General features: G+C 60.2%; 28 protein-coding genes and 1 tRNA gene. 14 read left to right on the forward strand and 15 right to left on the reverse strand.

All coding sequences use genetic code 11. The features are described 5' to 3' along the window. Positions 1 to 12 precede the first annotated feature (12 nt). The gene (locus AB3X55_10220) at positions 13 to 939 is read left to right on the forward strand and encodes an AEC family transporter (GenBank protein MEX0503958.1); all 927 of its coding nucleotides are present in this window, start codon (positions 13 to 15) and stop codon (positions 937 to 939) included. Positions 940 to 962: 23 nt separating this feature from the next. Here AB3X55_10220 and AB3X55_10225 read toward each other — a convergent pair whose 3' ends face one another. From AB3X55_10225 to AB3X55_10235, 3 genes are all read right to left on the reverse strand, one after another. Continuing rightward, complete coding sequence (locus AB3X55_10225; GenBank protein ID MEX0503959.1) at positions 963 to 1,250, reverse strand: hypothetical protein; 288 nt, start codon at positions 1,248 to 1,250, stop codon at positions 963 to 965. A 337-nt stretch (positions 1,251 to 1,587) separates the two neighbouring features. Then, positions 1,588 to 2,793 carry a hypothetical protein gene (locus AB3X55_10230; protein MEX0503960.1) on the reverse strand — a complete coding sequence of 402 codons (1,206 nt, stop codon included), beginning with the start codon at positions 2,791 to 2,793 and terminating at the stop codon, positions 1,588 to 1,590. 235 nt (positions 2,794 to 3,028) lie between these two features. Then, positions 3,029 to 3,403, reverse strand: a complete 375-nt coding sequence (locus tag AB3X55_10235; protein ID MEX0503961.1) for a carboxymuconolactone decarboxylase family protein — start codon at positions 3,401 to 3,403, stop codon at positions 3,029 to 3,031. A 298-nt stretch (positions 3,404 to 3,701) separates the two neighbouring features. On the opposite strand from AB3X55_10235, the gene AB3X55_10240 reads away from it, so the two are divergent. From AB3X55_10240 to AB3X55_10250, 3 genes are all read left to right on the forward strand, one after another. Beyond that, positions 3,702 to 4,559, forward strand: a complete 858-nt coding sequence (locus AB3X55_10240) for a hypothetical protein (protein MEX0503962.1) — start codon at positions 3,702 to 3,704, stop codon at positions 4,557 to 4,559. Between the two features lie 136 nt (positions 4,560 to 4,695). Then, complete coding sequence (locus tag AB3X55_10245) at positions 4,696 to 5,403, forward strand: phosphatidylserine decarboxylase (GenBank protein MEX0503963.1); 708 nt, start codon at positions 4,696 to 4,698, stop codon at positions 5,401 to 5,403. Beyond that, the gene (locus AB3X55_10250; GenBank protein MEX0503964.1) at positions 5,403 to 6,155 is read left to right on the forward strand and encodes a phosphatidylcholine/phosphatidylserine synthase; all 753 of its coding nucleotides are present in this window, start codon (positions 5,403 to 5,405) and stop codon (positions 6,153 to 6,155) included. Before AB3X55_10245 ends, AB3X55_10250 begins: the two co-directional genes overlap by 1 nt. Positions 6,156 to 6,158: 3 nt before the next feature. On the opposite strand, the gene AB3X55_10255 is transcribed toward AB3X55_10250, so the two are convergent. Further along, positions 6,159 to 7,115, reverse strand: a complete 957-nt coding sequence (locus AB3X55_10255) for a DMT family transporter (GenBank protein MEX0503965.1) — start codon at positions 7,113 to 7,115, stop codon at positions 6,159 to 6,161. Positions 7,116 to 7,296: 181 nt separating this feature from the next. Here AB3X55_10255 and AB3X55_10260 point away from each other — a divergent pair, with 181 nt between their 5' ends. After that, the gene (locus AB3X55_10260) at positions 7,297 to 7,713 is read left to right on the forward strand and encodes a Fur family transcriptional regulator (protein ID MEX0503966.1); all 417 of its coding nucleotides are present in this window, start codon (positions 7,297 to 7,299) and stop codon (positions 7,711 to 7,713) included. A gap of 78 nt (positions 7,714 to 7,791) precedes the next feature. Beyond that, entirely contained in the window at positions 7,792 to 8,982 is a 1,191-nt protein-coding gene (locus AB3X55_10265) for an MFS transporter (GenBank protein MEX0503967.1), read from the forward strand. 76 nt (positions 8,983 to 9,058) lie between these two features. Here AB3X55_10265 and moaA read toward each other — a convergent pair whose 3' ends face one another. Together moaA and gluQRS are read right to left on the reverse strand one after the other, a co-directional pair. Continuing rightward, the gene (gene moaA / locus AB3X55_10270; protein ID MEX0503968.1) at positions 9,059 to 10,090 is read right to left on the reverse strand and encodes a GTP 3',8-cyclase MoaA; all 1,032 of its coding nucleotides are present in this window, start codon (positions 10,088 to 10,090) and stop codon (positions 9,059 to 9,061) included. Between the two features lie 328 nt (positions 10,091 to 10,418). Then, a complete protein-coding gene (gluQRS, locus tag AB3X55_10275; protein MEX0503969.1) occupies positions 10,419 to 11,276 on the reverse strand; it encodes a tRNA glutamyl-Q(34) synthetase GluQRS in 858 nt (285 codons plus the stop codon). Between the two features lie 154 nt (positions 11,277 to 11,430). Here gluQRS and AB3X55_10280 point away from each other — a divergent pair, with 154 nt between their 5' ends. Both AB3X55_10280 and AB3X55_10285 read left to right on the forward strand, forming a co-directional pair. Further along, positions 11,431 to 12,081: an alpha/beta hydrolase gene (locus tag AB3X55_10280; protein MEX0503970.1), complete on the forward strand. Its 651-nt coding sequence runs from the start codon at positions 11,431 to 11,433 to the stop codon at positions 12,079 to 12,081. Positions 12,082 to 12,238: 157 nt separating this feature from the next. Next, complete coding sequence (locus tag AB3X55_10285; GenBank protein MEX0503971.1) at positions 12,239 to 12,799, forward strand: HNH endonuclease; 561 nt, start codon at positions 12,239 to 12,241, stop codon at positions 12,797 to 12,799. Positions 12,800 to 12,835: 36 nt separating this feature from the next. On the opposite strand, the gene AB3X55_10290 is transcribed toward AB3X55_10285, so the two are convergent. From AB3X55_10290 to AB3X55_10315, 6 genes are all read right to left on the reverse strand, one after another. After that, positions 12,836 to 13,372: a demethoxyubiquinone hydroxylase family protein gene (locus AB3X55_10290; GenBank protein MEX0503972.1), complete on the reverse strand. Its 537-nt coding sequence runs from the start codon at positions 13,370 to 13,372 to the stop codon at positions 12,836 to 12,838. Further along, positions 13,369 to 13,911: a disulfide bond formation protein B gene (locus AB3X55_10295; GenBank protein ID MEX0503973.1), complete on the reverse strand. Its 543-nt coding sequence runs from the start codon at positions 13,909 to 13,911 to the stop codon at positions 13,369 to 13,371. Before AB3X55_10295 ends, AB3X55_10290 begins: the two co-directional genes overlap by 4 nt. Continuing rightward, complete coding sequence (locus tag AB3X55_10300) at positions 13,896 to 14,477, reverse strand: YqaA family protein (protein MEX0503974.1); 582 nt, start codon at positions 14,475 to 14,477, stop codon at positions 13,896 to 13,898. The genes AB3X55_10295 and AB3X55_10300 overlap by 16 nt, the downstream gene beginning before the upstream one ends. 56 nt (positions 14,478 to 14,533) lie before the next feature. Then, positions 14,534 to 14,620 (reverse strand) — tRNA-Leu (locus AB3X55_10305). A gap of 17 nt (positions 14,621 to 14,637) precedes the next feature. After that, positions 14,638 to 15,336, reverse strand: coding sequence for a gamma-glutamylcyclotransferase (locus tag AB3X55_10310; protein ID MEX0503975.1), 699 nt, complete (start codon positions 15,334 to 15,336; stop codon positions 14,638 to 14,640). Further along, a complete protein-coding gene (locus AB3X55_10315) occupies positions 15,326 to 16,216 on the reverse strand; it encodes a mechanosensitive ion channel family protein (protein ID MEX0503976.1) in 891 nt (296 codons plus the stop codon). The genes AB3X55_10310 and AB3X55_10315 overlap by 11 nt, the downstream gene beginning before the upstream one ends. Positions 16,217 to 16,459: 243 nt before the next feature. On the opposite strand from AB3X55_10315, the gene AB3X55_10320 reads away from it, so the two are divergent. From AB3X55_10320 to mutL, 5 genes are all read left to right on the forward strand, one after another. Further along, entirely contained in the window at positions 16,460 to 17,443 is a 984-nt protein-coding gene (locus AB3X55_10320) for a bifunctional riboflavin kinase/FAD synthetase (GenBank protein ID MEX0503977.1), read from the forward strand. 62 nt (positions 17,444 to 17,505) lie between these two features. After that, positions 17,506 to 20,301, forward strand: a complete 2,796-nt coding sequence (gene ileS, locus AB3X55_10325; protein ID MEX0503978.1) for an isoleucine--tRNA ligase — start codon at positions 17,506 to 17,508, stop codon at positions 20,299 to 20,301. Further along, complete coding sequence (lspA, locus tag AB3X55_10330; protein MEX0503979.1) at positions 20,288 to 20,788, forward strand: signal peptidase II; 501 nt, start codon at positions 20,288 to 20,290, stop codon at positions 20,786 to 20,788. The genes ileS and lspA overlap by 14 nt, the downstream gene beginning before the upstream one ends. Further along, a complete protein-coding gene (locus AB3X55_10335; protein ID MEX0503980.1) occupies positions 20,785 to 21,393 on the forward strand; it encodes a DUF3035 domain-containing protein in 609 nt (202 codons plus the stop codon). The genes lspA and AB3X55_10335 overlap by 4 nt, the downstream gene beginning before the upstream one ends. 4 nt (positions 21,394 to 21,397) lie before the next feature. Next, entirely contained in the window at positions 21,398 to 23,200 is a 1,803-nt protein-coding gene (gene mutL / locus AB3X55_10340; protein MEX0503981.1) for a DNA mismatch repair endonuclease MutL, read from the forward strand. 9 nt (positions 23,201 to 23,209) lie between these two features. On the opposite strand, the gene rsmD is transcribed toward mutL, so the two are convergent. Together rsmD and AB3X55_10350 are read right to left on the reverse strand one after the other, a co-directional pair. Continuing rightward, positions 23,210 to 23,779: a 16S rRNA (guanine(966)-N(2))-methyltransferase RsmD gene (gene rsmD, locus AB3X55_10345; protein ID MEX0503982.1), complete on the reverse strand. Its 570-nt coding sequence runs from the start codon at positions 23,777 to 23,779 to the stop codon at positions 23,210 to 23,212. Further along, positions 23,721 to 24,611 carry a pseudouridine synthase gene (locus AB3X55_10350; protein ID MEX0503983.1) on the reverse strand — a complete coding sequence of 297 codons (891 nt, stop codon included), beginning with the start codon at positions 24,609 to 24,611 and terminating at the stop codon, positions 23,721 to 23,723. Before AB3X55_10350 ends, rsmD begins: the two co-directional genes overlap by 59 nt. 65 nt (positions 24,612 to 24,676) lie before the next feature. Between AB3X55_10350 and AB3X55_10355 the strand changes: the two genes are divergently transcribed. Then, a complete protein-coding gene (locus tag AB3X55_10355; protein MEX0503984.1) occupies positions 24,677 to 25,138 on the forward strand; it encodes a nucleoside deaminase in 462 nt (153 codons plus the stop codon). A gap of 3 nt (positions 25,139 to 25,141) precedes the next feature. Here the strand turns inward: AB3X55_10355 and purD are convergent, their stop codons facing one another. Next, positions 25,142 to 26,407: a phosphoribosylamine--glycine ligase gene (purD, locus tag AB3X55_10360; GenBank protein ID MEX0503985.1), complete on the reverse strand. Its 1,266-nt coding sequence runs from the start codon at positions 26,405 to 26,407 to the stop codon at positions 25,142 to 25,144. Positions 26,408 to 26,431 lie beyond the last annotated feature (24 nt).

Consider the following 26,431-nt stretch of genomic DNA (forward strand, 5'->3'; position numbering starts at 1 on the left):
GATGACATCCTGATGCTTTCGGCGATCGCCGCGACGCTGGCGATTGTCGCCCTTGGTTACGGTCTGAAGCAGCGGAATTTCCTGCCCGAGGCGGCGTGGCAGACCCTGTCGCCATTGTGCTACTGGGTGCTGTTTCCCGGATTGCTGTTCAATCTGATGTCGCAGGCCGATCTCAACGCCGTGTCGCTGGTGCCGTTTCTGGCCACGATTGCCGGTGGCAGTTTCATCATTGTCGGCTACGCATTTCTGGCCGGACGCGCCATCGCCATGCCGGGCCCGTCCCTGAGTTCGCTGGTGCAGGGTGCGCTGCGGCATAATGGATTTCTGGTGCTGTCGATCCTGCAGGGCACCTTTGGTGTCGCGGCATTGCAGCTTGGCGCCATCGCGATTGCCTTTCTGGTGCCGATCTCCAATATCGTTTCGGTTGTGGCGATCATGCTTCTGGGTCGCCCGCCCGGCAAAACGGACATGAAACGTGCCATTTTCGCCGAAATTGCCCGTAATCCGCTTCTTGGCTCGATGCTTATCGGTGTTCTGGTCAACCTGCTGCAGATCCCAGTGCCTGAATTCATCTCGCAGGCGGCTTCCTTTCTTGGTGCCGGCGCGCTGCCACTGCTTCTTCTCAGCATTGGTGCCTCGCTGAAATTTTCGGCCATCGGCGGCAATATCGCGCCGCTGGGTCTGGCGTTGCTTGCCAAATTTCTGGTGTTCCCGCTGGCGATGGTGGGGATCGGTCTGGCGCTGGGTCTTGATCCTCTGGCGCTGGCGGTTCTTGCGGCGGTCGGCGCGGCCCCGACCGCCAGTTCCACCTACACATTGGCAACCGAATTGGGTGGCGATGCCCAACTGATGGCCGAGATTGTGTCAATCCAGACGCTGGCAGCGGCCATTTCGCTGCCATTGTGGATCTGGCTCGCCGGCAAGATTGCGGCGGCCTAGAGGCTGCAAGCGGCAGCCTGCGGTTAGATGACTGTCAGTGTGGCGTTGTCATTGACAGGGTTTGTCACAAGTTCGGGATAGGCCGCCTCATACGCTCCAAGAGCGTCCTCGGCATCCAGAATCTCAACCTCGCCACTCTGTTCAAGAATGGCCAGAAGCCGGTCTTCAGGTGACTCGGTTGATGAATGCAGCACCGTTACGGCAATCACGGCGGCGATGCTTGTTGTTGTCGCCACCTCCGGTTCGGTGTGAGGGCGGTTGAACGGAATGACATCACATTCCGGCCGATGATCTCGGTCGGTCAGTCGCATTGGCATGCTCCATTGACAGGGTCGGTAGAGGAGGTTGTCAGTACGAAAAGATGGAAGACACGCCGCCTTGCCCAGACCGTACGCTTTGTCAGAGAAATGAAGGACAAAAAGCCCCTGAGGGCGCCATGACGCGGAAAATCTACACTTAGGTGCAAGTCCGTGCGTTCCATACAAGATACAGTGTGAACGCAAAGATAATTGCTGCAAAGCAAAAAATGAATCGATGCCGAAAATATCGTGCAAACACAAACGCGCAAACACAAAGAGGCCTCTCAAGGCCTCTTTGACAGTTACCGTACCGCTATGCTGGCCGGCGCCTTTGTGTGCGAGGGGCTACCTAGCCACCGACACGGCGAACGAAGATCGTGCCAGCCGGCTTGTTGTTGACGTTGCGGACGGTGTTGGTGGCCTGGCTGAAGATCACCGTTTCCACGCCAAAGCTGTCAACAACGGCAACGCGGGCCCGGATCTGCTTGTTCACCAGAGCCTGCGACAGCGACAGCTGGGTTGCGCCGCCGGTTTCGATGGCGCGCCAGTTCCGACCATCGGTCGAGGCTTCCCAGCCGATGGAGATGCTGGCGATCCCATCCTCGTCGGATACGCCGGTGGTGCTGACCTGAATGACTTCGCCTTCAGTCGCTTCACCGGTGACCAGAACTTCACCCTGAACCGGATCATCGACATTCTGTACCGTTTCCGATGGGCTGGTTACCAGAAGTTCCTTGGTTCCGTGGCCGTCCTCATAGGACACAACCGCCCGATAGGAATAGCCGACATGCCTTTGCCCAAGCTGCAGCACTTCACCATTCGTTTCCGGGAAGGCCTGCCACTCGGTCTTGGTGCTTGACCGCTGCCAGATAATCGAGAAATTACCCAGCCCGTCATCATCGGAGATCATGCTTGTGTCCACCACAAGCGCATCTTCCTCACGCGCCGCGCCCACCAGCTGTGGGGCGCCGTTCGGCTTGTCATTGACGTTCTGAACCGGGCTGGAAGGGGGACTGAGGATTGTCTCCAGATTGCCCTGCCCATCGACATAGGACAGCTGGACCCGCAGCAGCCTGCCGACATGGCGCTCACGCGGGGTAAAGGATTGGCGGATTTCGCCGGACAGGTTTGACCAGGCAGTGCCGTCGGCGGAAATCTGCCATTGCACCTGCATGCTGCCAACACCGTCACCGTCAACGATCGACGAGGCGTCAATGATCAACGGGTCGTCTTCAATGGCGATGAAGGATCCCGTCTGGACTTCACCCGAATCAACGCCGCCGCTGGCGGTTTGTGTGGCTGTGCCAGAGGCGGCCGTTCCGCCAGTGCCGGATTGGCCAGAGGCAGGCTGGCTGGCACCACCGCCTGCCGAACCTGTGGCAGACACGGTGGTTTCGACACTGGTTGTTGCCGGCGCCGTAGTGGTCTGTTCTGCTGCCCCCGCAGACGCGGTTGATGCGGCACCGGATTCAGGAAGACCGCCGGCAAAAGCGGTCCCGCCGGCAGACAGAGCTGTCCCGGCGATCAATGAAATCCACAGTTGGCGCATACTCATGACCCCCTAACAATCACAAGCGTTTCCGTCCACAATGCAAGTCACCCTAAACGCATCCTGAAATGTTCCAAGACATCAATACGGTACTTGCAGCGTTCTAACCAAGTGAAAATCGCCCAAAATAGGACCCATGTCCAGTTTTTAGTCGCTTTTCCCCGGATGAAACTGTCCGGAATTGGATGAAACTGTCCGGAATTCGGGTGGCCCCGCTTTCGGTTTCAGAGATCGCCGTGTTTCAGCCGTCCAATTCGTCAAGCACCTTGCGGGCCGAACGGAAGCATTCGATGCCCTGCGGAACGCCGCAATAGATCGCAATGACATGGATGATGGCGCGCAGTTCTTCGCGGGTGACGCCATTTCCGATGGCCCCACGGCAATGCAGTTCCCATTCATGCATTTTGCCAAGCGCACCAATCATCGTCAGGTTCATCATTGACCGCGTCTTGGCATCAATGGCGTCATCACCCCAACCAAAACCCCAGCACCAGGCTGTCATGGCTTCCTGAAACGGCCGGTTGAAATCGTCGGCACTTTCGAAAACGCCGTCGACATACGCATCGCCAAGTGTAGCCTTGCGCTGCGCCAGGCCTGTTTCAAACATATCGTCCATCTTCCTCTACCTTTTCATACCTGTTGGTGTTCATAGCTGTTCGGGTTCATACCTGTTCGGGTGGGTTACGGGCCGGGCCCGATCCGGGCGATATGCCCGTATTGTGATCGCCTGACTGACGACGGATCAAACTATAGCCGGAGTGGCGCGCCTTGGCTTGTGGAAATCATCAAAGAGTGAATCAACAATCTGAAATAATGAGAATTTCAGGGAGTTTGAACAAAAAGGTTAACGTGGTAATACATGTCTTACTATTATGTTTTGCTAATAAAGTTAATCTATCAGGGCATGCCACATCATGACGATGGTCGAGGTAACTTCCAACGATTCGGTCCCCGGTGAAGCGGAATTGCTGGCCTATGCGGCGAACTACATGGCCTTGCGTCTGTTCACGGCCCGTCAGCGCAAGCGCCTGAACGTCCTGATAGATGTGACAAGACATCCGCTGCGCGTTCTGGTGACCCGCGCGATGCTGGCGCGGCAGAAGGCCGGCTTTGGCACAAGGGCCCCGACATGTTTTGAAATGACCGTGTCGACAGCCGCCGGCATTCGTGATGCTGCCGAAACCGTCGCCCATGAAATGCTTCACATTTCGCAGGCGGTGAATGAGCGGCTTCTGATTTCGTCAAAGAAAACAAGGGTCGCCGGCCAGAAGACCAGGGTGGACGTGGCGCGCTGGATGGGTGGCAAGCCAATCATCATCGACAATCTTGCCTGGCACCTGCGCCCGTGGGAAGTCGAGGCCTGTCATTGGCAGACGCTTCTTGTCGATGAATTTCTCGGCATCTATACCGGTAAGGCTGTGGACCAGCCCGTGCAGGCAACAAAACATCGACAGCTCGGGCTGTATCCGGTCCGCATGCCATCGCCGGCTTTCGTGCCAACCACGCCGGAACCGGCCTTTGATGGCGTATCAGCCGCGCCGACGCCGTCACAGAACCAGCAGCCCGTTGCGGTGGAAATATCCGAACCCCAGCCGGCCAAAGGCAGGATATTGCAGGCGGCAATGCCCGACAGGCCGGTCTATCCGCGGCCGGTGATCGAGGTAACAGTGCCGGGGCTCGATGCGCCGCGGGCGCTGGAACGCGAGGCGATGATGAAAAAGCTTGGCGAATTGAGGGAACGCGGCCTTGCCGCGGCAGATGACGCCGAGTGAACGCCGGTTGGGCTGGTCGGTGATGGCGTGCCGGTCCAGTCAAAGAACACCGCGACACGCATTTCTGGGTGATTTTTTCCGGCGTAGCGCATAGGTTGTTGCGATGCTGAAGCCTGTCTGAACCGGAAATCCGTCGATGAATATCTACAAGGCGATAACCACCGAGGTCCTGGTGCCGATCCACCCGGCAGGGTGGCCCTTTATCTTTATCTTTGTCGTGGCCAGCCTATTGATCACGGTATTCTGGTCGCCCTTTGCGCTGCCGGGAACGCTGCTCAGCCTCTGGTGCGTCTACTTCTTTCGCAATCCTGTCCGTACAACACCTGTCACCGACAATCTGATTGTGGCACCGGCCGATGGCCGCGTGCTGTCAACCGGCGTCGCGCCGGCGCCTGCCGATCTGGGCTTGCCTGACGGTGAATGGCGCCGCATCGCCATTTTCATGAATGTGTTCGATGTGCATGTGAACCGCGCGCCTGTTGCCGGGCGGGTGACGGCGACAAGCTACCACGCCGGCAAATTCTTCAATGCCAGTCTGGACAAGGCTGCCGAGGCCAATGAACGGCAGAATATCATCATGGAAACAGACGCTGGACAGGCTATCGGCATCGTGCAGATTGCCGGTCTGGTTGCCAGACGGATCCTTCTGGAGGCCGATATCGGTGATCAGCTTGCGATTGGCCAGCAATTCGGGATCATCCGGTTTGGCAGCCGTGTCGATGTCTGGATCCCGGCCACCACACCGGTGCTGGTGATGGCAGGACAACGCACGGTGGCTGGCGAGACGGTGCTTGCCGACATGTCCGGCAACTTGCAGGAACCCGATGAATCGAGGCAGGCATAATGACACCCGCACCGCGTCAGCCGCGTCCTTTCAGAACGGTTTCGATTTTCTGGCTTTTGCCAAATGTGTTGACCGTGGCCGGGTTGATTTCCGGCCTGACAGCGTTGCGATTTGCGCTTGATGGGCGTTGGGCGGCGGTGATTGGACTGATTGCGCTGGCGTCTGTGTTTGATGCGCTTGATGGGCGCACCGCCCGCCGTTTCAAGACAAGTTCGGCCTTCGGGGCGGCGCTCGACAGTCTCAGCGACCTGGTGGTTTTTGGCGTTGTGCCGGCGCTGTGCCTGTATCTCTGGGCATTGAAGGATTCCGGAAATCTTGCCTGGTGGGCGACCATGTTCTATGCGGTGTCGATCGCCCTGCGACTGGCGCGCTTCGACTCCGAACTCCGCAGTCCGCCGGAACAATCGAAAGACTATTTCACCGGTGTGCCAGCGCCCGCGGCGGCGTTTCTGGTTCTTGTGCCGATTGCCGTTGATCTGGAATTCGGAATCGCCTGGGCGCGCGAGGCCGCCTATGTCAGTGGCTGGCTGGTTCTGATCGGGGGGCTGGCGGTATCTGCGTTGCCGACCTTCGCTGGCAAGCGGGTCAAGCTGCCGGTTGGCACCGTATTGCCGGTCATGGCTGTCGGGTCAATCCTGATTGCCGGGATCTTCATGCAACCCTGGATCACCTATATGGCGCTGGCGGCCGCCTATGCGGCCTCGATCCCGGTCTCGGCACTGCATTACCACCGCCAGCAACCTGGTGGCTGACGGCTAGTCTCCGGCGGCCTGTCGGCGCGCGGCTATGTTTTCACGATGAAACAGGTACAGACCGCTGGCGATGATGATGCCAACACCAAGAATGGTGCTGTTGGCGGGAATGTCGCCAAAGACAAGATAGCCAAGTGTCGTCGCGCCAATGATCTCGACATATTGAAAGGGGGCCAGCAGACTGGCCGGGGCCTTGCCGGCGGCCAGCACAATGAACGCATGACCCAGCGTGGCGGCAATTCCCATGCCGATCACCCAGCCCGTTTCCTGCCAGGTCAGCATCGTCATGCTGGCACCGGGAATTGACAACAGGCTGCCGACCAGCACCACGGCGCCAAGCACAATCATCGCCGCCACACTGCCAAGAAACTGCATCTGATACGGATCGACGTCATCCGCCAGATGCCGGGTCAGCACCATGTAAAGGGCCATCGATACCGCCGAGCCAAGCGGCAATATCGCGGCCCAGCCAAAAATCAGGACGCTTGGCTGAACGATGATGATCGTACCTGCGAGTCCGACAAGAATGGCGCTGATCCGCCGCGCGCGCAGCCGTTCGCCAAGCAACACCACCGACAGCAATGTCAGGATAATCGGCTGGGCAAAGAAAATGGCAATCGCCTCGGCCATTGGCAGATGTTGAAGGGCGGAGAAGAAAAACACCGTTGCCATTGCCAGCAGCAGCCCCCGCACCGCCTGCGGAATCAACGTTCCTGCAGGGACATCCCACAGTCGCAAAACCAGGACAAAGGGCAGCATCAGCACAGTCTGCATGAAAAACCGCCAGAAGGTGATCTCGAACGGCCCGTGCGTAACCCCCAGCAGTTTGGCAAATACGTCAAGAAACGGGATGATCAGCATGCCGGCGCAAATCTGCAGGGCGCCAAGGGCATGGTTCTGTTGCTTTACTCTGACGATTTCCATGTCGGCATCCTGCATGGCAAGTGAAAGCAAGGTCAATCAAACTCGTGTCCCGCCGGACAGGGGCCATATCCGGTTGCAGGGCTGCGGCGGCACACAGATGCCGGCACAAGGTTCAAGGTTGCAGGCACAAGGTTGCAGTTTGTCCGGTTAACGGGCAAAATACCGGCCTCGCATAACCCTGCTCGGCAATATCCTTGCCAGCCACGACGGAACAGCCATGTCTCTTGGTCTTCTGGAAAAATGCCTCAGCCGCGGCATTCGCATGACAAGCCAACGTCAGGTTATTGTCGGCGTGATCGGCGATTCTGAAGATCATCCCGATGTTGACGAGCTGTATCGCCGGGCTGTCGACGAAGACAGTACGATTTCCATTGCAACCGTCTATCGCACCGTCAAGCTTCTTGAAGAGGCCGGTGTCATTGACCGGCTGGAGTTTGGTGATGGTCGGGCACGATACGAGGAATCCGGAGAACATCACGAGCATCTTGTCGATGTGGAAACCGGTGAAGTGATTGAATTCTACCATGCAGAGCTTGAAGCGCTAAAGGAGCAGATTGCCCGTGAAATGGGCTATGAACTTGTTGATCACCGGCTCGAATTGTTTGGCCGCAAACTGCCATCCGGCAAAGCCTGAACGGTATCGTTTCTTGACAACTGATCCTATTTCAATCGCCGCAGCAACCGCGCTGGTCTGCGGCTGGCCGTCCCGCTGATGGACAGTACAACGCAGCGCCGCAACGTCATCAGGCTTGCCATCGCGCAGGCGCTGTCGATGACGTCGATGAATGTCAACATCATCAATACGGCTCTTGTGGGGGTGTTGCTGGCACCTGTCGCCTGGCTGGCGACGCTGCCATTGTCGCTGCAATTCATCACATCAATGATGGTCACCCTTCCGGCGTCGCTTCTGATGGCACGGTTTGGTCGGCGCCCTGTGATGATTGCCGGGGTGCTGATCAGCTGTATGTCGACAACCTGCCTTGGCGTGGCTGTCGTAACCGGCAATTTCCTGCTGTTCTGTGCCGGCAGCATGGGGCTTGGCGTGGCGATGGGCATTGCCAGCTATTACCGTTATGCCGCGGCAGATGGTGTGGCGACGAATCTGCGGCCAAAGGCGATTGCCTATGTTCTGGCAGGGGGGCTGGCGGCGGCCGTTCTCGGGCCTGAAATTGCCAGACGGACGGTCGATCTGGTGCCGGACATCCTGTATGCGGGATGCTTCTTCACCGTTGCCATCGTTCAATTGACATCAATCATCGCGCTGTCCGGCCTGCGGATCGAAGTGCCCAAGCGGAGTGCCAGCGGAGGAAGGCCCCTTGGTGCTTTCCTTCGCATGCCCGTTTTTGTGGTCGGCGTTATCTGCAGCGCGCTTGGCTATGCGCTGATGAGCTATCTCATGACGGCCACACCGCTGCAGGTTGTCAATGTGGCCGGGCTTGGCAATTCGGCCAATGCCACGATCATTCAATGGCATGTCGTGGCCATGTTCCTGCCCTCCTTCTTCACCGGGTCGATCATCGCTAGAATCGGAGCGCTGCGCGTGCTGTGGGCAGGTGTTCTGCTGTATGGTGTGACGATATATCTTGCCGTCGGCGCTGTTGGTTTCTGGCCCTACTGGATGGCGCTGGCAACGCTCGGGCTCGGCTGGAACTTCCTGTATGTTGGCGGCACCTCGCTTGTTGCGGCGGTTGCCGAACCGGAAGAACGCGGACGTGTTCAGGGATTTGCCGATCTTGCCACGACCACGACCGTGGCTGTTGCCTCGCTGTCGGCCGGGGCCATTCACAGCCAGCTTGGATGGGATGCCGTCAGCCTGGCGGCTCTTGTTCCGGTCACCGTGCTGTCGCTGGCGCTGGTCTGGCTGGGATTGGCGCAGCGACGACAGGCTGCATCAGTCGTCTGATCCTGTTCCGATTGAAAATCGCCAAACAGGATTCGCCCCGCCTGAATTCGCCCCACCTGAATTAGCCCCGCCGGGGTCAGCCACCCGTCACATTCATATGGCGGCTGACCGCCGGGTCGCTGTGACGTCTGTCGATGATGAAATCATGGCCCTTGGGTTTGCGCCCGATGGCCTCGGCGATCGAGTCATCAAGCGCCGCCTCACCGCCATCGCGAAGGGCACGCCGCAGATCCGCATTGTCATCCTGCCCGAGGCACATATAGAGCTGTCCTGTGCAGGTCACCCGCACCCGATTGCAGCTTTCGCAGAAATTATGTGTCAGCGGGGTGATGAATCCAAGCTTGCGCCCGGTTTCCTCGACTTTGACATAGCGGGCCGGGCCACTGGTACGGAAGGGGATATCTGTCAGGGTGAAGCGTTTCGACAGGTCGGCGCGCACACGTGACAGCGGCAGATATTGATCAAGCCTGTTCTCGGTGCCGATGTCACCCATCGGCATGACCTCGATAATCGTCATGTCGAAGCCTTCATCACCGCACCAGGCCAGCATGTCGCCAAGCTCGGCATCATTGCCGCCCTTCAGCGCGACGGCATTGATCTTGACGGCAAGCCCGGCCGACTGTGCGGCGCGCAGTCCGGCCAGAACCTTGTCGAGATCACCCCACCGCGTGATCTGCCGAAATTTGTCCGGATCCAGAGTGTCGAGCGAGATATTGACGCGCCGCACCCCGGCATCGAACAGATCGTCTGCCATTTTCACCAGCTGGCTGCCATTGGTGGTGATTGTCAGCTCGTCCAGCTGGCCGGCCTTGACCTCGGCACCGAGGGCGCGGATCAGCTGCATGATGTTGCGTCTGACCAGCGGCTCGCCCCCGGTCAGCCGGATTTTGCGAACACCTGCGGCCATGAACCGCCGGCACATGATCTCCAGCTCTTCAAGTGTCAGAAGGTCTGCCTTTGGCAAAAAGGTCATTTCCTCTGCCATGCAGTAAACACAGCGAAAATCACAGCGATCCGTCACCGAGACGCGGAGATATTCAACGGTGCGGCCGTACGGGTCGATCAATTGACCTGTCGAGCTGGCTGGCGCGGCGTCTGTGAGCGGCATAATGGCGTCTCTCCATGAATTTCACACATGCTACGCCGGTGGCTTCGGGGTTGGCAAGGAACGACACGTCGCACCCCGACACGGCACCCTGAACACCATCAGATTGCCGTGTTACAGATTGTCGTCTTGCGCTTGTCGTCTTGCGCAAAAAAAAGGCCGTGAGATATCTCACGGCCGAGTTTAGGGAGGAAACGCACAGCATCTCGCCGTGCAGGGCGTATATGCGCTTGCAGCATGGCTCCGTCAACCCCGGCTTGACGGCATTTCGGCAAAAAAATCACCGGCGCAACTATTTGTAAAAAACAATGTAAAAACATTCAGTTGAATTTCAAAAATCGACTGCAAAATGTAATGGAACTGTTACATCCGGAAGAGATGCGACAATATCTTCAGCCCGATGACCCGCGTCACGCAGCTGCTGGATACTCTGCGCGTCATGGCGCTTGGCAAGGCGGCTTCCGGCTTCATCCCGCACAAGCCGGTGATGGAAATAGTCCGGAGAGGGCAGGTCCAGAAGCGCCTGCAGCAACCGATGCACATGGGTGCTTTCCAAAAGGTCGGCGCCGCGTGTGACAAGCGTGACGCCATCCAGCGAATCATCCACCACAACCGACAGGTGATAGGAGGTGCCGATATCTCGTCGGGCAACAACCACATCGCCGTGGCTGGACATGTCAACGGGACGGCGCTGGCCGGTGGCAAGATCATTCCAGGTGATATCTCCGACAAGGTCGAGCGCATGGCCGGTCCGCAGTCGCCAGGCGGGCGACATCCCCTGTTCCGATCGCCGTTCCGCCTCGCTCGTCGAAAGGACGCTGTCCGTTGCCAGCGGCGCTTCCTGCGGTGCGGACAGTACGTCGGCAAGTTCCGCCCGCGTCAGATAGCAGGGATAAACAAGGTCGCGCGCCTGCAGACTGGCCAGCGCATCATCATAGAGAGCGAGCCGGCGGCTCTGGAATACGGGGTCTCCCCGCCAGGGGAGGCCAAGGAATTCAAGGTCGCGATAGATCCGGTCGATGAATTCCGGACGACACCGCGTATGGTCTATGTCATCGATCCGCAGGATATAGCCATTGCCGAGCCGCGAGGCGACAAGCGCGGAATAGGCATGGCCAAGATGCAAAAGGCCGGTCGGGCTTGGCGCAAACCGCGTGACGGGGGTCTGTGGTGACGAAGAAACGGTCACGGGGTTCCTGTTCGTGGCTGTGGCGGGCGTCGTCGTCTGCCCATATGCCCGCGAATATAGACCAGATAGGGCGGTCGGGTGTAGCCTCTTGCCAGCGTGGTGGTAAGTGAACCGTGACGTTGTATGAACCGTGGCGGGGTGTAAGGGGGACCGGATGATGATGAAGAGCTTTGGCGGGCTGAACGGCCATTTCAATGAACCGGCGCGCGGCGGCATGCCGTCGAGCCTGATCATCATCATGCATGGCTGGGGGGCCGATGCCAGTGACCTTGCGGACCTTGCCTATCCGATGTCGCTTCGCTTTCCGGGTGCGGCCTTTTTCATTCCCAATGCACCCGATCCATGCTCGATGAACCCGATGGGCAGACAATGGTTTGACCTTGCCGATACAACCGATGGTCCGGCCGCCGCGGCAGCGGTGATCGAAGGCGCGGTGGCAGCCGCGATCGCTGAGCTGAAGCTTGATATGACGGCTGTGGCGCTGACTGGATTTTCACAGGGCGGGATGATGAGCCTGCATTGCGGGCTGCATATGGCCGACCGGCCACAGGCTGTTGTCAGCTTCTCGGGCGCGCTTCTCGGCGTTGGCGATATAGCGGATATTGAGGGCCGGCCAGCGGTGATGCTGGTTCATGGCACCGATGACCAGGTGGTACCCTTTGCCATGATGGGATCCGCGTCGGAGATTCTGGCAACGCATGGCATCGAGGCTGCCTGCGTGACACGTCCGGGGTTGGGACATGGCATCGATCCGGATGCGCTGACACAGGCAATCGATTTCCTGGCCATACATCTGCCCGACTGACGATCTGGTCGCGGCAGCTGCCGGCCGACCCGTCAGTCTTCCGCAATATTTAGCGGCCACTGTGTCGCGGTGCGCAATATATAGTGGAAGACTTGTCTTTCTGGCGCTGACATGTTTTGCTGGTGGTTGGTGAGGGTTGAACCACACGGGGGACATGATGAACGCAGGCAGTTTCGCACCGGCTCTTGTCCTGAATGCAGATTTCCGCCCGCTCAATTACTTTCCATTGTCACTCTGGTCCTGGCAGGACGCGGTCAAGGCGGTGTGTCTCGACCGGGTGACGATCGTCAGCGAGTATGACTTTTCGATCAGCTCGCCTTCAATGGAAATGAAGCTGCCGTCGGTGATCGCGCTGAAGGAATATGTGCCGCAGATGCGCAACCCGGCCTTCACCCGCTTCAACGTGTTTCTGCGTGACAAATTTACATGCCAGTATTGTGGCACCGGCCATGCCGCCGCCGACCTGACTTTTGACCACGTCGTACCGCGGTCACGCGGCGGGCGCACGACCTGGACAAATGTTGTGGCGGCCTGCAGCCCGTGCAATCTTCGCAAGGCCAATCTGCTGCCGGAACAATGCGGGATGATGCCGCTGGAACGCCCGGCGGCACCCAATATCTGGCAGTTGCAGGAAAATGGCCGCGGCTTTCCCCCGAACTATCTCCATGAGTCCTGGCGGGACTATCTGTACTGGGATTCCGAACTTCAGCAGAGCTGAGCGGCGGCGTGATCCGCGGGGCCGCCGGCCTTTCGATCAGACCCGTTCGGCGATCTTGATGGCGGTGCGGCACCCTTGCTGTATCACCGCTTTCAGTGCTGCATAGAACATGGCCTCGCGTCCGCGATGATCGACCGCGATGTCACGATGCTCCAGCTCATCATCGCGAAACTTTGAAATGGTGCTGCGAAGCTCTGCTTCCTCGTCGCCAAGCTGGTCCGCCTGTTTGGCGTAATGCTCGCCAATGACCTCCTCAACGGCAATCGTGCAGGCCATGGCGGCCTTTGGCCCCATCGCCGCTGTTACCGCGCCGAGCGCAAAGCCCGCCGCGCCCCAGACAGGGTCGAAAAGTGATGGTCGCACCCGGCGTTCATTCAGCAGGGATTCAAACGCCTCGAGATGTTCGACTTCCTGTTCCATCATATGCTGGATCTGTGGGCCGGTGGCGTGGTTGCGCAGCACCGCAAGCTGACCGCGGTAGATCTGTTGTGCGGCCCGCTCGCCGGCATGATCAACCCGCAGGAACCGTTCGATATCGCGCCGCCCGGCGACGGGTCTGGAAAATTCCGTCATGTCTGTCTCGCTATGCGTCCACCAAAGATGTAAGCCAGTATCGCCACAGCGGTGATATCGAGGCTGAACAACGCATTCCACCCTGCCATCGAGAGTCCGAACAGGGACCATGGCACGTCGTCGCAGCGGACAACAGGCGTCGCCAGAAGCTGGTCGACCAGATCCGCCATATTCGCCCCCGACGCCAGATTTGCCGTGCATCCTGTCGGTCCGTCCCACAGTGACCATTCGACCCCGGCGTGATAGCCGGCCACGGCAAAGCTTGCCAGCGCGGCGGCGGCGACGCCAAGCAGGCCTATACGGGCTGGCAGCATCAAACCCCCGATACCGGCGGCGGCGATCACCCCGACATGCGCCCAGCGTTGCCAGATGCACAGGCTGCAGGGTGCCATGCCGCCGACATATTCAAACAGGAAAGCCCCGATCAGAAGTGCGACCGAGATACCGGCGCAGATGATCAGCCCGTTTCGGGGCGCCAGGATTACCGACAGTTCGGCACCAAGCGAAGGGCGGGGTGCAGGTGTCAATGGACCAGCCACAGCGCGCCTCCAATCAGAAAGACAAGTGTGCTGAGCAGGGCCATGACAATGCGCGCATCGCCATGGTGGCGGGCAATGCCGGCAACAATGGCAAAGCGCAGGCCGCGACCGACAAGCGAGGTGGCAAGAAATGGCACCAGCGCAAAGCCGGCAATTCCGGCACTGACGGCGATAACCTTGTAGGGAAGCGGGGTGAAGGCGCCGATAAAGACAAGGATAATGCCAAAGGTGACGAACCCGTCCTGAACGGCGGCGAATTTCTCCGGCGCGGCAATGACATGTGGCAGCATGGCCAGGATCTGTTCGATGCCGACACCAAGACCCGCACCAAGCGCCCAGCCAAGCCCGCCACCAATGATCGAGGCGATGGTGCATCCAGCGGTCAGCCGGATCCATGCCGCAGGTCTGGCCAGCACCGTGGCGACCAGAAGCGGGTCGACGGGTATCGGGATGATGATCGATTCCAGCACCGCAAACAGCCACATCAGACGTTCGGCGGCAGCCGTCCCGGCGATGCCTATGACATTGTCATACCGGTCTTTGCAGTAGCGCCAGAGTGATGTCATCACGGGCCTCGGTCAAATCCCTGAGAGATGATGCCCTGAAAGATGATGCAGGGTGATGGTACGAGTGGGGGGACTCGAACCCCCAAGCCCTTGCGGGCGGTGGATTTTGAATCCACTGCGTCTACCAATTCCGCCACACTCGCATGTTCCAGCCACGGTACTAACCGACCCCCCCGTCACTGGCAAGCCTCTGCTTGACATGTTGTGTCAGATTTTCCAGATGCGGATCCGAAATGCCATTCTCGCGAAGCGCTGCGACCGTATCGAAAAGATAGTCGCGGCATGGCCCGATAAAGCCGCTTGCGGCGGCGATCACGCCAGCCTCATCCTCGATCGACATCGGGGCGGCATAATTCGGTCGTTCCGGTCTGGCGACAAATCCGATCGCAGATTTGTGACCCTGCGGGGTATGCAGCGTCAGCCACCGCGCGCGATAGGCCATGGTGATCATCTCGCGACGCCACAGCAGATCAAGCTCGGAAATCGCCGTTTCGGGATTGAGCCGAAACCCAACCCCGGTGCAGCTGCCGCCGCGGTCAAGCGCCAGCACCAGCCCCGGACAGTCGGGCGATCCACGGCCAAGCCGTGTCCACAGGCAGAACCGCCGGTGATTGCCATATATGCGGGCGGGTGATTGTTCGACATAGTCGATCACCGGATTGAAAATCAGGCTGCCATAGCCAAAAATCCAGATGTCGGAGCAATCGGCATCATCCGGGACGAGCTGGCGGCGCGAGGCGTAAAGTTCGTCTTCAGACGCAATATCGACAGCACCGTCATTGCGCTCATTCGCCATTTTCATGATGGTGCCAGAAGCCAGGCTTTCGCGGGTAACTTTCAGGATTGGTTCATCCGTCATAACCCTCGTCACCCTCCGCTGGCGAGGAACCGTCGCCAATATGGCGAATAACCCGTTGCGGGAAGGGAATATCGATTCCCCGCGCATCGAGAACACCTTTCAGCCTGCGGTTCAGGTCCCAGTAAAGATCAAAGAAATCATCATATTCCGCATAGGCGCGAAGCCGCACATTGATGGCGCTGTCGCCATAGCTGACAACCAGGAATCGCGGTGCCGGATCCGCCAGGACACGGGCATCCTCGGCAAGTTCCATCATCGCCGCCTCGACCTCGTCGAGGTTGCTGTCATAGCTGACGCCGATATCAAGATCGAGCCGCCTTGTGCCATAGCGCGCATGGTTGATGATATTGGATGTCCAGATGGCCGAATTCGGCACGCTGATATACACATTGTCGAATGTGTCGATGATGGTGGTGAAAAGACCGATTTCCCGCACCGACCCGGACACGCCGGCAGCCTCGACCCAGTCCCCGATCTTGAAAGGCCGCAGAAACAGCAGCATCAGCCCCGCGGCAACATTCGACAATGTACCCTGCAGGGCCAGGCCGATGGCAAGGCCGGCGGCACCGAGAACGGCGATGATCGATGTTGTCTCAACCCCGAAATTGCCAAGGGTAACGACGACAGTAAGCGTCAGGATCAGATACCGCACAAGCGCGGCCAGGATCGGGGCCAGCGTCTTGTCGAAGCGGCTTGATCCTGTCAGCCAGTCGCGAAGCATCGCACTGGACCGCCGCGACGCCCACACGCCGATGATGATGGTGATCAGTGCCGCCAGAAAGTTCAGCCCATATTCGGTGGCCAGGGTCAGCGTCTGTTCGGTCAACAATGTCGACACGCCAAGACTGTCTGAAAGTGTGCTGAGAGATATGTCGTTCATGCCGCGACCCTGCAGTTGCGAAATCGGATGCCCCGGATTGATCATCTGCACCGGACGCCCTTGGTGTGAAGTATAGACGCGGCCCCTGTCATCGCCAACCTCTGCTGGAGGCGGAGCGGCAATTCGCCCGACAGCTGGCAGCTTCCGGTCTCTTCCGTCAGCCTGACAGGTTCTGCCGACGCAGAAATTAAAGCACGTTCGAGCGTTGATATTCGGGCAGGTTGCACGATATAGTGCCGCGCCATGGATCCTAGCTACAATCAAAACTGCGAAACCATCGACTGGAGTGTCGGCCACCCCCCTCTGGGTGGGCCGGAGCTGGTTGCCGCAATCGGAAATTTCGACGGTGTCCACCGCGGGCATGCCGAGGTGATCTCGTCTGCCATCGAAGCGGCGCGGGCGCATGGCCTTGCCTCGGCGGTTGTCACCTTTGATCCCCACCCTCGTGAATTTTTCCGGCAGGATGACGCGCCGTTCCACCTTGCCGACAGGCAGGAAAAGGACAGGCTGATCTCGGCCCTTGGTGTCAGCCGGATCATCCATGTCAGATTCGATGACAATCTGCGCTGCACCGATGCCGCGGGCTTTGTTACATCGGTGCTGCCGGCGCTGGGCGTAAAGGCGCTGTTTGCCGGGTCGGACTTTGCCTTTGGTCGCGGGCGTGGCGGGGATATCGCAACGATCAATGACATTGGTGCCGGTATCGGCATCAGCGCCACCGCTGTGCCGTTGCTGTCCGATCCCAACAGCGCCGTAATCACATCAAGCCGTGTGCGGGCCGCCCTTCAGGATGGTGAACCGGAGCGTGCGGCAGAAATGCTGGGCCATGACTGGTCGGTGACGGGTGTTGTGCAGCTTGGCGACCAGCGGGGTCGCACCATCGGGTTTCCGACAGCCAACATCCCGCTCGGCAATCTGCTGCATCCGGCCTTCGGGGTCTATGCGGTTCAGATCTATGACGCGGCGCCGGGCCAGCCATTCCGGCTTCTCGGCAATGGTGTGGCCAATATCGGCGTGCGACCGACAGTCGAGGATCGCGGCGTGCTGTGCGAGGCGCATCTGTTCGACCAGCAGCCCGACCTTTATGGACGCCGGCTTGCCATTGGCCTGAAATCCTTTATCCGCCCCGAGCGCAAATTTACCGGCATTGATGAATTGACGGCCCAGATTGCAAAGGATGCCCGCGCGGCGCGGGCCCTTCTGCCCCCCATCAGACAGACAGCCTGAATAGACCAGCCGCCAGGTCAGAGCCTGCCGGACAAGATGATTGGAAAGCGAGACAGCTTGCGATGAGTTACAAAGAAACGGTGTTCCTTCCGCGGACCGACTTTCCAATGCGGGGTGGCCTGCCACAAAAAGAACCCGAAATCCTGGCCCAGTGGCAGCAGATCGATATCTACAGGCGGCTTCGCGAAACCCGCGCCGATGCCGAACTTTTCGTGCTTCACGACGGTCCGCCCTATGCCAACGGGCAGCTTCATATCGGCCACGCGCTGAACAAGATCCTCAAGGATGTCATCAACCGGTCACAGTCGATGCTTGGCAAGAATGCCAACTATGTACCTGGCTGGGACTGTCATGGTCTGCCGATCGAATGGAAGATCGAGGAGCAATACCGCAAGAAGGGCAAGGACAAGGACGAGGTGCCGGTCAAGGAATTCCGTCAGGAATGCCGTGATTTCGCCGCCCACTGGCTTGCCGTGCAGTCCGATGAATTCCAGCGCCTTGGTGTGCTTGGTGACTGGGACAACCCCTATACGACGATGGCCTTTGAAGCCGAGGCGACAATCGCCGGCGAACTGGGACGCCTGGTGATGGATGGCAGCCTCTATCGCGGTGCCAAGCCGGTGATGTGGTCACCGGTCGAGAAGACGGCGCTTGCCGAGGCGGAAATCGAATATCAGGATCATACCTCTGTCACCATCTATGCGCGCTTTCCGGTGCAGACACCAAGCCATCCGGCGCTGGAAGGTGCGAACATCGTTATCTGGACAACGACCCCTTGGACCATGCCGGGCAACCGGGCGATGGCCTGCGGTGCCGACATCGACTATTCGGTATTGCGGATCACCGCGCTGGACGAGGGGGCGCTGGCGACCAGGGGTGATGTGATCTGTCTGGCGACGGATCTTGTTGCCGAGGTGACAGCCGCCATCGGCATTGCCGAAACCGAAACGCTGGCGACACTGAAAGGCACCGATATCGAAGGCACGGTCTCGCGTCATCCGATGCATGAGCATGGCTATGACCATGACGTGCCGATGCTGCTTGCCGATTATGTCACCACCGAGCAGGGAACAGGCTTTGTCCATATCGCCCCGGGTCACGGTGTCGAGGATTACGAACTGGCGCATCTTGAACATGGCATCCCGCTTCCCGACACGGTGGCGGAGGATGGCAGTCTGATGGACCATCTGCCGGTCTTTGCAGGCCTTCATGTGTTGCGTGACAATCAGAAGATCGCCGAGATCATGGCGGAACATGGCGGTGTGATCGGCATCGGCAAGCTTTTCCATTCCTATCCGCATTCCTGGCGGTCCAAGGCACCGCTTGTCTATCGCAATACGGCGCAATGGTTCGTGTCCATGGAATCGCATGGCCTTCGCGCCACCGCCGTTGCCGAACTTGGCAAGACAGCTTTCTATCCGCCGGCTGGCCAGCGTCGCCTGACCTCGATGATCGAGCAGCGTCCCGACTGGTGCCTGTCGCGCCAGCGCGCCTGGGGCGTGCCGCTCACCATCTTTGTCAACAAGGCCACCGGCGAGCCGCTTCGTGATCAGGCGGTGATCGACCGCGTTGTCTCCGCGATGCGCGAGGAAGGCGCTGATTGCTGGTTCGCCTCGGATTCATCGCGCTTCCTCGGGCCGGACTACAATCCCGATGATTTTGAAAAGGTCGTCGACATTCTCGATGTCTGGTTTGACTCCGGCTCGACGCACGCCTTCGTGCTGGAAGAACGTGACGATCTGGCAAGCCCGGCCGACCTCTATCTCGAAGGCTCGGACCAGCATCGTGGCTGGTTCCATTCATCGCTGCTGCAATCCTGCGCGACACGCGGTGTTGCGCCGTACAAGGGTGTGCTGACACATGGTTTCGTGCTGGATGAACAGGGCCGCAAGATGTCAAAATCGCTTGGCAATGTGGTCACGCCCCAGAAGATCATGGACCAGAATGGTGCCGATATCCTGCGGTTGTGGGTGGTCAGTTCCGATTATTACAATGATCTGCGGATTGGGCCGGAAATCATCAAGCGGACAACCGACAGCTATCGCCGGTTCCGCAACACGCTTCGCTATCTTCTCGGCGCGCTGGATGGCTTTACCGCTGACGAGGCCGTGGGTCATGATCAGATGCCGGCTCTCGAGCGGTGGGTTCTGCACCGGCTGGCGGAGATTGACGATCGTATCCGTGTGCTGACCGAAGGGTATGATTTCCACGGCATCTTCACCGAGCTTCACACCCTGTGCAACAGCGATCTGTCGGCCTTCTATTTCGAAATCCGCAAGGATCGCCTGTATTGTGACGCGCTGGATTCGGTCGAGCGCCGCGCCTGCCGGACAGTGATGAACGAGGTGTTCGAACGGCTGACGGCGTGGCTGGCGCCCATTCTGTGTTTCACCGCCGAGGAAGCCTGGCAGTCGCGGGTTCAGGACATGGAAAACTCGGTCCATCTTCGCAGCTATGATGCGATTCCCGCGGCCTGGCTTGATCCGGCGCTTGGCGCGCGCTGGGACTCTATCCGGCAGGTTCGTCAGGTGGTGACAAGCGCGCTTGAGACAGCGCGTAATGACGGCGCCATCGGGGCCTCGCTTCAGGCGGCCCCGACCGTGCATGTAAGTGCCGATCTTGCGGCCGCCTTCGAGGGCGAGGATGCGGCAAGTCTTTTCATCACCTCGGCTGCGGATATCAGCACCGACGCGGCACCTGCCGACGCTTTTCGGCTGGAAGGTGTCAAGGATGTGGCGGTGGCCTTCGCCACGGCCAGCGGTGACAAATGTGCCCGGTGCTGGCGGGTCATGCCGGAGGTCACGGACAGTCAGGAAATCTGTCAGCGCTGCGATGATGTGGTGAATGCAGGAACCTGACGATACACAAGGGCTGAATGGCCGCCGTCCGGTGCTGGTGACCGGGCTGGCGGTGCTTGTCGCCGACCTGGTGACCAAACAGCTGATGCTCGGCTGGATCTTCGATCCGCCGCAACGTGTTGAAGTCCTGCCGTTCCTGAATTTCGTGCCTGTCTGGAATCCCGGCATCAGTTTCGGCATGCTGGCCGACGCCGGCGGCGTGATGCCGCTGCTGTTGACTGTGCTGGCTTTTGCGGTGGCGGCATGGATGGTCTGGAAGGCGCCGGCTTTTCAACGACTGGAACGCTTTGGGGCCGGGTTGATCGCCGGCGGTGCTGTTGGCAACGCACTGGATCGTGTTCGCTTTGGCAAGGTGGTTGATTTTATCGACGTTTATGTTCAAACATGGCATTGGCCGGCGTTCAATATCGCCGACGCCGCGATTACTGTCGGGGCGTTGTTGTGGATCGTCAGCCTGTTTGTCGAGCGAGAGAATGGACCGACATGACCTATTCGAACAATCCGGCCCTGGCTGGTGCAGACCACAACAATCCCCGGATACGCCGCCGCGCCGGTCGTGTGGCGGTAACCTGCCTCCTGCTTGCCGGGTTCGGGCTTGCGGCCAGCGGATGCACCGGGTTTCGCAAGGCCATCGGCGAGGAAAAATCATCGCCTGATGAATTCGAGGTGGTTGTCCGCCCCCCATTGTCGCTGCCCCCGAATTTCTTTGCCAGCTCGAAACAGCTGACCGAAACCGCGCCGAAGGCTGCCACGTCGAATGACAGCCCGATCGATGCACGGTCGGTTGCCGCCGCCGCTCTCGGGGCGAGCGAGGGCAGGGCGGCCGACAATTACGAGCAGCTGTTCAATTTTGCCGCGGTGCCCGAAAACATCCGCGAAATTGTTGACGAGGAAACCTACGGCATCCGTTTCGAAAGACGCATCCCGTTGCAGATCCTGTTTGGCGGCCTTCCGGATATCGGGCCTGTGCTTGACAAATTCGCCGAGGATCAGCGGCTTCGCCGTGCTATTCGTGAAGGCAAGTCCGCCACCGATGGCGGATCGCCGGCGCTGGACGTTCTCGATGACAAGTCGGTAACGATCGGCAACTAGCCATATGTCCGGGATCCGGCAACTTCCCGACACGCTGGTTGATCAGATTGCTGCCGGAGAGGTTGTCGAACGACCGGCGAGCGCTCTCAAGGAACTTGTCGAAAACGCCCTTGATGCCGGCGCCAGCCGCGTCGACATCACGCTGCAACGCGGCGGCATAGACGAAATCATAGTCCGTGACGACGGGCATGGCATGTCGCCTGCCGACCTGTCGCTGGCAATCCGGCGCCATGCCACATCAAAGCTTCCCGACAGTCGGCTTGACGAGATCAGGTTTCTGGGATTTCGCGGCGAGGCCCTGCCGTCGATCGGGGCGGTGTCGCAGCTTGCCATTACTTCTGTCACCGCTGATGAGCCTCATGCCTGGCAGATCACTGTCGATGCCGGACGCGTTGCGCCGCCCCAACCGGCGGCTCTTGCCCGCGGCACCACTGCCGAGGTCCGGCAGCTGTTCAAGGCGGTTCCGGCGCGGCTGAAATTCCTGAAGACCGAGCGCACCGAGCAGGGGCGCTGTCTTGATATCGTAAGGCGTCTTGCGATGGCCTGGCCCGGGGTGGGGTTTACCCTGAAAGGCGATGGAAGGGCGCTTCTTGATCTGGCGCCGCAATCGGATGACGACACGGGTCTGCAGCGCCGCCTGTCCGATGTCCTGGGACGTACATTCGGGGCCGAGGCGCTGGTGATTGATGCCAGACGGGACGAGGCAATGCTTGGCGGGCTGGCGGGCCTGCCGACAATGAACAGGCCGACACCAGCCTCGATCTTCCTGTTCGTGAATGGCCGTCCGGTTCAGGATCGTTCGCTGCTTGGGGCGGTGCGTGCCGGATATGGCGATACCTTGCCGCGTGGGCGCTATCCGATGGCGGCGCTGTTCCTTCATCTGCCGGCAACGGCTCTTGACGTCAATGTCCATCCGGCGAAGTCGGAAGTCAGGTTCCGTGATGCGTCGGGCGTGCGCTCGCTTCTTGTCGGGGCGATATCGGCACAGCTTCGCGATCATGGGGTGCAGACAACGGCAGAGGGCGCGACGACGGCAACACGGCTGTTTTCCGGATCCGGGCGCGCCGGAAGCCGGGGATTTGCGGCCCCACCGGCACCAGCCTATGCCGGGCCGGTTGCCGACTGGCAGGCACCGCTGACAGAGCCGGTACAGTCTTCGCTTGCCGGTGACATGCCGCCGACCGCCCGATCAACAGGAGATCAGGCAGACGACACTGTCGGTGACGACACGCTTCTCGGCGCGGCGCGGGCACAGCTTCACAAGACCTATATTGTTGCCGAGACACGCGACGGCATAACCATCATCGACCAGCATGCCGCGCATGAACGGCTTGTGATGGAACGGATGAAGGCGGCGCTTGCCGCCGATGGGGTGGCGGTCCAGGCGCTGCTGATCCCCGAGGTTGTGGATCTGCCATCCGATCAGCGGCAGGCGGTTCTCGACGAAGCTGGGTTTCTGGCCGGGCTGGGGCTGGAGATCGAAGGCTTTGGCGAGGGCAGTATTCTGGTTCGTGGCATCCCGGCTCTTCTCGGGACGCCGGATGCAACGCGCCTTGTCAGCGACATCGCCGAAGAGCTGGTCGAGCTTGGTGGCAGTCAGGTTCTGGAAGACAAGATCGGACACGTTCTGGCGACAGTGGCCTGCCACGGGTCGGTGCGGGCCGGGCGGCGGCTCAACGATGCCGAGATGAACGCGCTTTTGCGGGAAATGGAAGACACACCAAATTCCGGACAGTGCAATCATGGGCGTCCGACCTGGGTTCGGCTTTCACTTGCCGATGTGGAACGGCTGTTCGGGCGTCGCTGATGAATCCCGTCAGATGGCGGATTGCAGAAAATGAAGTCTGGCCCGACCATAGCGGCGATCATCCATCTGCGTCAGGCCGGCTGCCGTCAGCGCCGCGCTGTCGGGCTGTTCGGATTTTTCGGTCTCCAGAATGATCAGCGCACCTGCTGCCACAGCCCCGATATCCACAAGCCGCGCTGCCGCGCCGAGTCCGTCACCGCTGCCATAGGGCGCATCGGCAAAGACAAGTGACGCCGGCATGCCCTGCCATCTGGCCAGCGAGGTGGCGTCGCCGGCAATGACCCGGCTGTCATCGGCGCGGCCAAGCCGGGCGATATTGGCGCGAAGAACCGACAGCGCGGCCTGGTCACGTTCGATGAAACTTGCCTGGGCACTGCCGCGCGACAGCGCTTCAAGCCCCAGCGCACCGGTGCCGGCAAAGGCATCAATGACGATGGCCCCTCGCAGCACATCACCGAAACGACCGCCTTCAAGAATGTTGAAAAGCGATTCGCGCACCCGGTCGCCGGTCGGCCTGGTGTCAGCGCCGCCGGGCTGGGCCAGTTTTGTGCCGCGATGTCGGCCGGCGATGATCCGCATGTCGTGGTCCTCGAAATGGCTTTTTGCGATGGCGGTTGGCGGTTGGCGCCGCATCTCCGCCCTGTGATGTTGGCGTCTCCGGCACCAGCCCCAGCTGATCGGCAAGCACCCGCGGCTTTACCGGTTCAATCGCGCCGGAAGCCAGATCACCAAGCTGGAAGGGGCCGTAGGAAACCCGGATGAGGCGACTGACATGATGCCCAAGATGCTCCATGATTTTCCGCACTTCGCGATTCTTGCCCTCGCGAATGGCGATGCTCAGCCAGGCGTTGCTGGCCATCTGCCGGTCGAGCTGGGCTGCCACCTTTCCATACCGAATACCGTCAATGGTGATGCCGTCGGCAAGCCGTGGCAGGGCTTCGGGATCAACCTGTCCCTGTACACGAACCCGGTATTTGCGGCTCCATCCCGTACTGGGAAGTTCCAGATGCCGCGCCAGATCGCCATCATTGGTCAGCAGAAGCAGCCCCTCGGAATCAAGATCGAGCCTGCCAACCGACAGCACCCGCGGCATGGTGTCGGGAAAGGTGTCAAAGATGGTCTGGCGTCCCTTGTCATCCCGTGCGGTGACAATCAGGCCACGCGGTTTGTGATAGCGCCACAGGCGTGCCGGCTGGCGCGTGGGAAGCGGCTTGCCATCGACGGTGATGCTGTCGGCGGCGCTGACATTCAGCGCCGGACTCGTCACAGTCTCGCCATTGACGGTGACCCGGCCATCTTCGATCCGTTTCTCGGCTTCCCGGCGTGAACAGATACCGGCGCGCGCGATATGTTTGGCAATCCGTTCCGATGCGGCGGGTCCGTCGAGGGTAAAGGAGGGTTTGTCGCTCATATGGCTCGTGTTACTCGCAATTCCCACGCTTTGCAAATCGCCGGTGTCTATGCCACAAGAACGGCATGACCGAATCCTCTGAACGTCCCGACATCATGGCGCTGATTCTGGCCGAGGCCGAGGCTGCCGGCGTGGCGGGAGAGGTGCCTGTGGCCGCTGCTGTGACCGATCCGTCGGGTGCTGTCATCGCGCTGGCGCAGAACCGCATGAAGCGCGACTCGAACGCGCTGCGGCATGCCGAACTGGTGGCGCTCGACATGGCGATGACCGTGCGGGGTGATGAACGGCTTGACGGGTGCGATCTCTGGGTGACGCTGGAGCCATGCACGATGTGCGCCGGGGCCATCTCGCTGGCCCGGATCCGGCGGCTCTATTTCGCCGCGCATGACGTCAAGGCTGGCGCGGTCGAGGCCGGTGTCAGGTTTTTTGCCAGCGCGGCCTGCCACCACCGGCCCGAAATATACGGGGGTCTGTCCGAAACAAAGTCGGCATCGCTTCTTCGCGCCTTTTTTGCCGAACGACGCTGATCGCTATCCCTGGCCGGCAGCGATATCGCGGCGATAGAACCCGCCGGGCCAGTCGATGGCCGTAACCGCGTCATAGGCGGCGCTGCGGGCCGCCGCCACATCGCTACCAAGGCCGGTTACCGCCAGAACCCGCCCGCCAGCCGCGCGCAGGGTGCCGTCACCGTCAATCGTCGTTCCGGCATGAAACAGGATGACATCATCCCCGTCACAGGCAGTGTCGGTGCCGGCAATGACGCTTCCCTTTTCATACTCTCCCGGATAGCCGTTTGTTGCCATCACTACGGTTACCGCCGCGCCATCATCCCACCGCAGCGAGAGATGCCCAAGCGTGCCGTCGATGGTGGCAAGCATTGCCGCCACCAGATCGGAGCGCAGCCGGGGCAGGATGACCTGCGCTTCCGGGTCGCCAAGACGGCAGTTGAATTCAATGACCTGCGGGCCGCTGTCGGTCAGCATCAACCCGACATAGAGAATGCCCCGATAGGGCGTGCCTTCAGCCGCCATGCCCGTGGCAAGTGGTGCCACGATCTGTTCCATGACCTGCCTTTGCAGCGCTTCGGTCAGACGCGGTGCCGGTGAAACAGCGCCCATGCCGCCGGTATTTGGCCCCTTGTCGCCGTCAAAGGCGCGTTTGTGGTCCTGCGCGCTCCCCATGAACAGGGCATTCGGTCCGTCGATCAAGGCGAAAAGCGACGCTTCGGGCCCGGCAATCCGCTCTTCGATCAGCAATGTCCTGCCGGACTCGCCGAATCTGCCATCCAGCATTTCGGTCGCCGCGGCGACAGCCTCGTCGGCGGTGTCGGCAACAACAACACCCTTGCCAGCGGCCAGCCCATCCGCCTTGACCACACAGGCGCCGCCGACAGCGGTGATGGCGGCAATCGCACTGTCCATGTCACGACAGACGGTGAATCCGGGCTGGGGAATGCCAAATCGTGCGCAGGCCTCGCGGGCGAACGCCTTCGACCCTTCAAGCTGTGCGGCGCTCGCGTCCGGTCCAAAGGCGGCGTGCCCGGCGGCGGTCAGCCTGTCGACAAGTCCTGCGACAAGGGGTGCCTCGGGGCCGACAACAACCAGATCAGGCTGGATGTCGTTGGCAAGCGCCAGCATCCCGTCAAGATCGTCCACTCCGACATCGACACAGCGGCCCAGCGATGCCATCGCGGCGCTTCCCGGTGCGATGATCAGTTCGTCGGTCAGCGCTGATCCGGCAATGGCCCAGGCAAGAGCATGTTCACGGCCGCCGCTGCCGATAAGAAGTATTTTCATCAGGTGGTCCTTTTTGGATGATCC

Source organism: Alphaproteobacteria bacterium LSUCC0719 (assembly GCA_040839025.1).
Taxonomy (GTDB): domain Bacteria; phylum Pseudomonadota; class Alphaproteobacteria; order Puniceispirillales; family Puniceispirillaceae; genus UBA8309.

Coding starts and splice junctions, on each gene's coding strand:
- AB3X55_10220 (MEX0503958.1), top strand. CDS start 13: ATGCTTTCGGCGATCGCCGCGACGCTGGCGATTGTCGCCCTTGGTTAC.
- AB3X55_10225 (MEX0503959.1), bottom strand. CDS start 1,250: ATGCGACTGACCGACCGAGATCATCGGCCGGAATGTGATGTCATTCCG.
- AB3X55_10230 (MEX0503960.1), bottom strand. CDS start 2,793: ATGAGTATGCGCCAACTGTGGATTTCATTGATCGCCGGGACAGCTCTG.
- AB3X55_10235 (MEX0503961.1), bottom strand. CDS start 3,403: ATGGACGATATGTTTGAAACAGGCCTGGCGCAGCGCAAGGCTACACTT.
- AB3X55_10240 (MEX0503962.1), top strand. CDS start 3,702: ATGACGATGGTCGAGGTAACTTCCAACGATTCGGTCCCCGGTGAAGCG.
- AB3X55_10245 (MEX0503963.1), top strand. CDS start 4,696: ATGAATATCTACAAGGCGATAACCACCGAGGTCCTGGTGCCGATCCAC.
- AB3X55_10250 (MEX0503964.1), top strand. CDS start 5,403: ATGACACCCGCACCGCGTCAGCCGCGTCCTTTCAGAACGGTTTCGATT.
- AB3X55_10260 (MEX0503966.1), top strand. CDS start 7,297: ATGTCTCTTGGTCTTCTGGAAAAATGCCTCAGCCGCGGCATTCGCATG.
- AB3X55_10265 (MEX0503967.1), top strand. CDS start 7,792: ATGGACAGTACAACGCAGCGCCGCAACGTCATCAGGCTTGCCATCGCG.
- moaA (MEX0503968.1), bottom strand. CDS start 10,090: ATGCCGCTCACAGACGCCGCGCCAGCCAGCTCGACAGGTCAATTGATC.
- AB3X55_10280 (MEX0503970.1), top strand. CDS start 11,431: ATGATGATGAAGAGCTTTGGCGGGCTGAACGGCCATTTCAATGAACCG.
- AB3X55_10285 (MEX0503971.1), top strand. CDS start 12,239: ATGAACGCAGGCAGTTTCGCACCGGCTCTTGTCCTGAATGCAGATTTC.
- AB3X55_10290 (MEX0503972.1), bottom strand. CDS start 13,372: ATGACGGAATTTTCCAGACCCGTCGCCGGGCGGCGCGATATCGAACGG.
- AB3X55_10300 (MEX0503974.1), bottom strand. CDS start 14,477: ATGACATCACTCTGGCGCTACTGCAAAGACCGGTATGACAATGTCATA.
- AB3X55_10310 (MEX0503975.1), bottom strand. CDS start 15,336: ATGACGGATGAACCAATCCTGAAAGTTACCCGCGAAAGCCTGGCTTCT.
- AB3X55_10315 (MEX0503976.1), bottom strand. CDS start 16,216: ATGAACGACATATCTCTCAGCACACTTTCAGACAGTCTTGGCGTGTCG.
- AB3X55_10320 (MEX0503977.1), top strand. CDS start 16,460: ATGGATCCTAGCTACAATCAAAACTGCGAAACCATCGACTGGAGTGTC.
- ileS (MEX0503978.1), top strand. CDS start 17,506: ATGAGTTACAAAGAAACGGTGTTCCTTCCGCGGACCGACTTTCCAATG.
- lspA (MEX0503979.1), top strand. CDS start 20,288: ATGCAGGAACCTGACGATACACAAGGGCTGAATGGCCGCCGTCCGGTG.
- AB3X55_10335 (MEX0503980.1), top strand. CDS start 20,785: ATGACCTATTCGAACAATCCGGCCCTGGCTGGTGCAGACCACAACAAT.
- mutL (MEX0503981.1), top strand. CDS start 21,398: ATGTCCGGGATCCGGCAACTTCCCGACACGCTGGTTGATCAGATTGCT.
- rsmD (MEX0503982.1), bottom strand. CDS start 23,779: ATGCGGATCATCGCCGGCCGACATCGCGGCACAAAACTGGCCCAGCCC.
- AB3X55_10350 (MEX0503983.1), bottom strand. CDS start 24,611: ATGAGCGACAAACCCTCCTTTACCCTCGACGGACCCGCCGCATCGGAA.
- AB3X55_10355 (MEX0503984.1), top strand. CDS start 24,677: ATGACCGAATCCTCTGAACGTCCCGACATCATGGCGCTGATTCTGGCC.
- purD (MEX0503985.1), bottom strand. CDS start 26,407: ATGAAAATACTTCTTATCGGCAGCGGCGGCCGTGAACATGCTCTTGCC.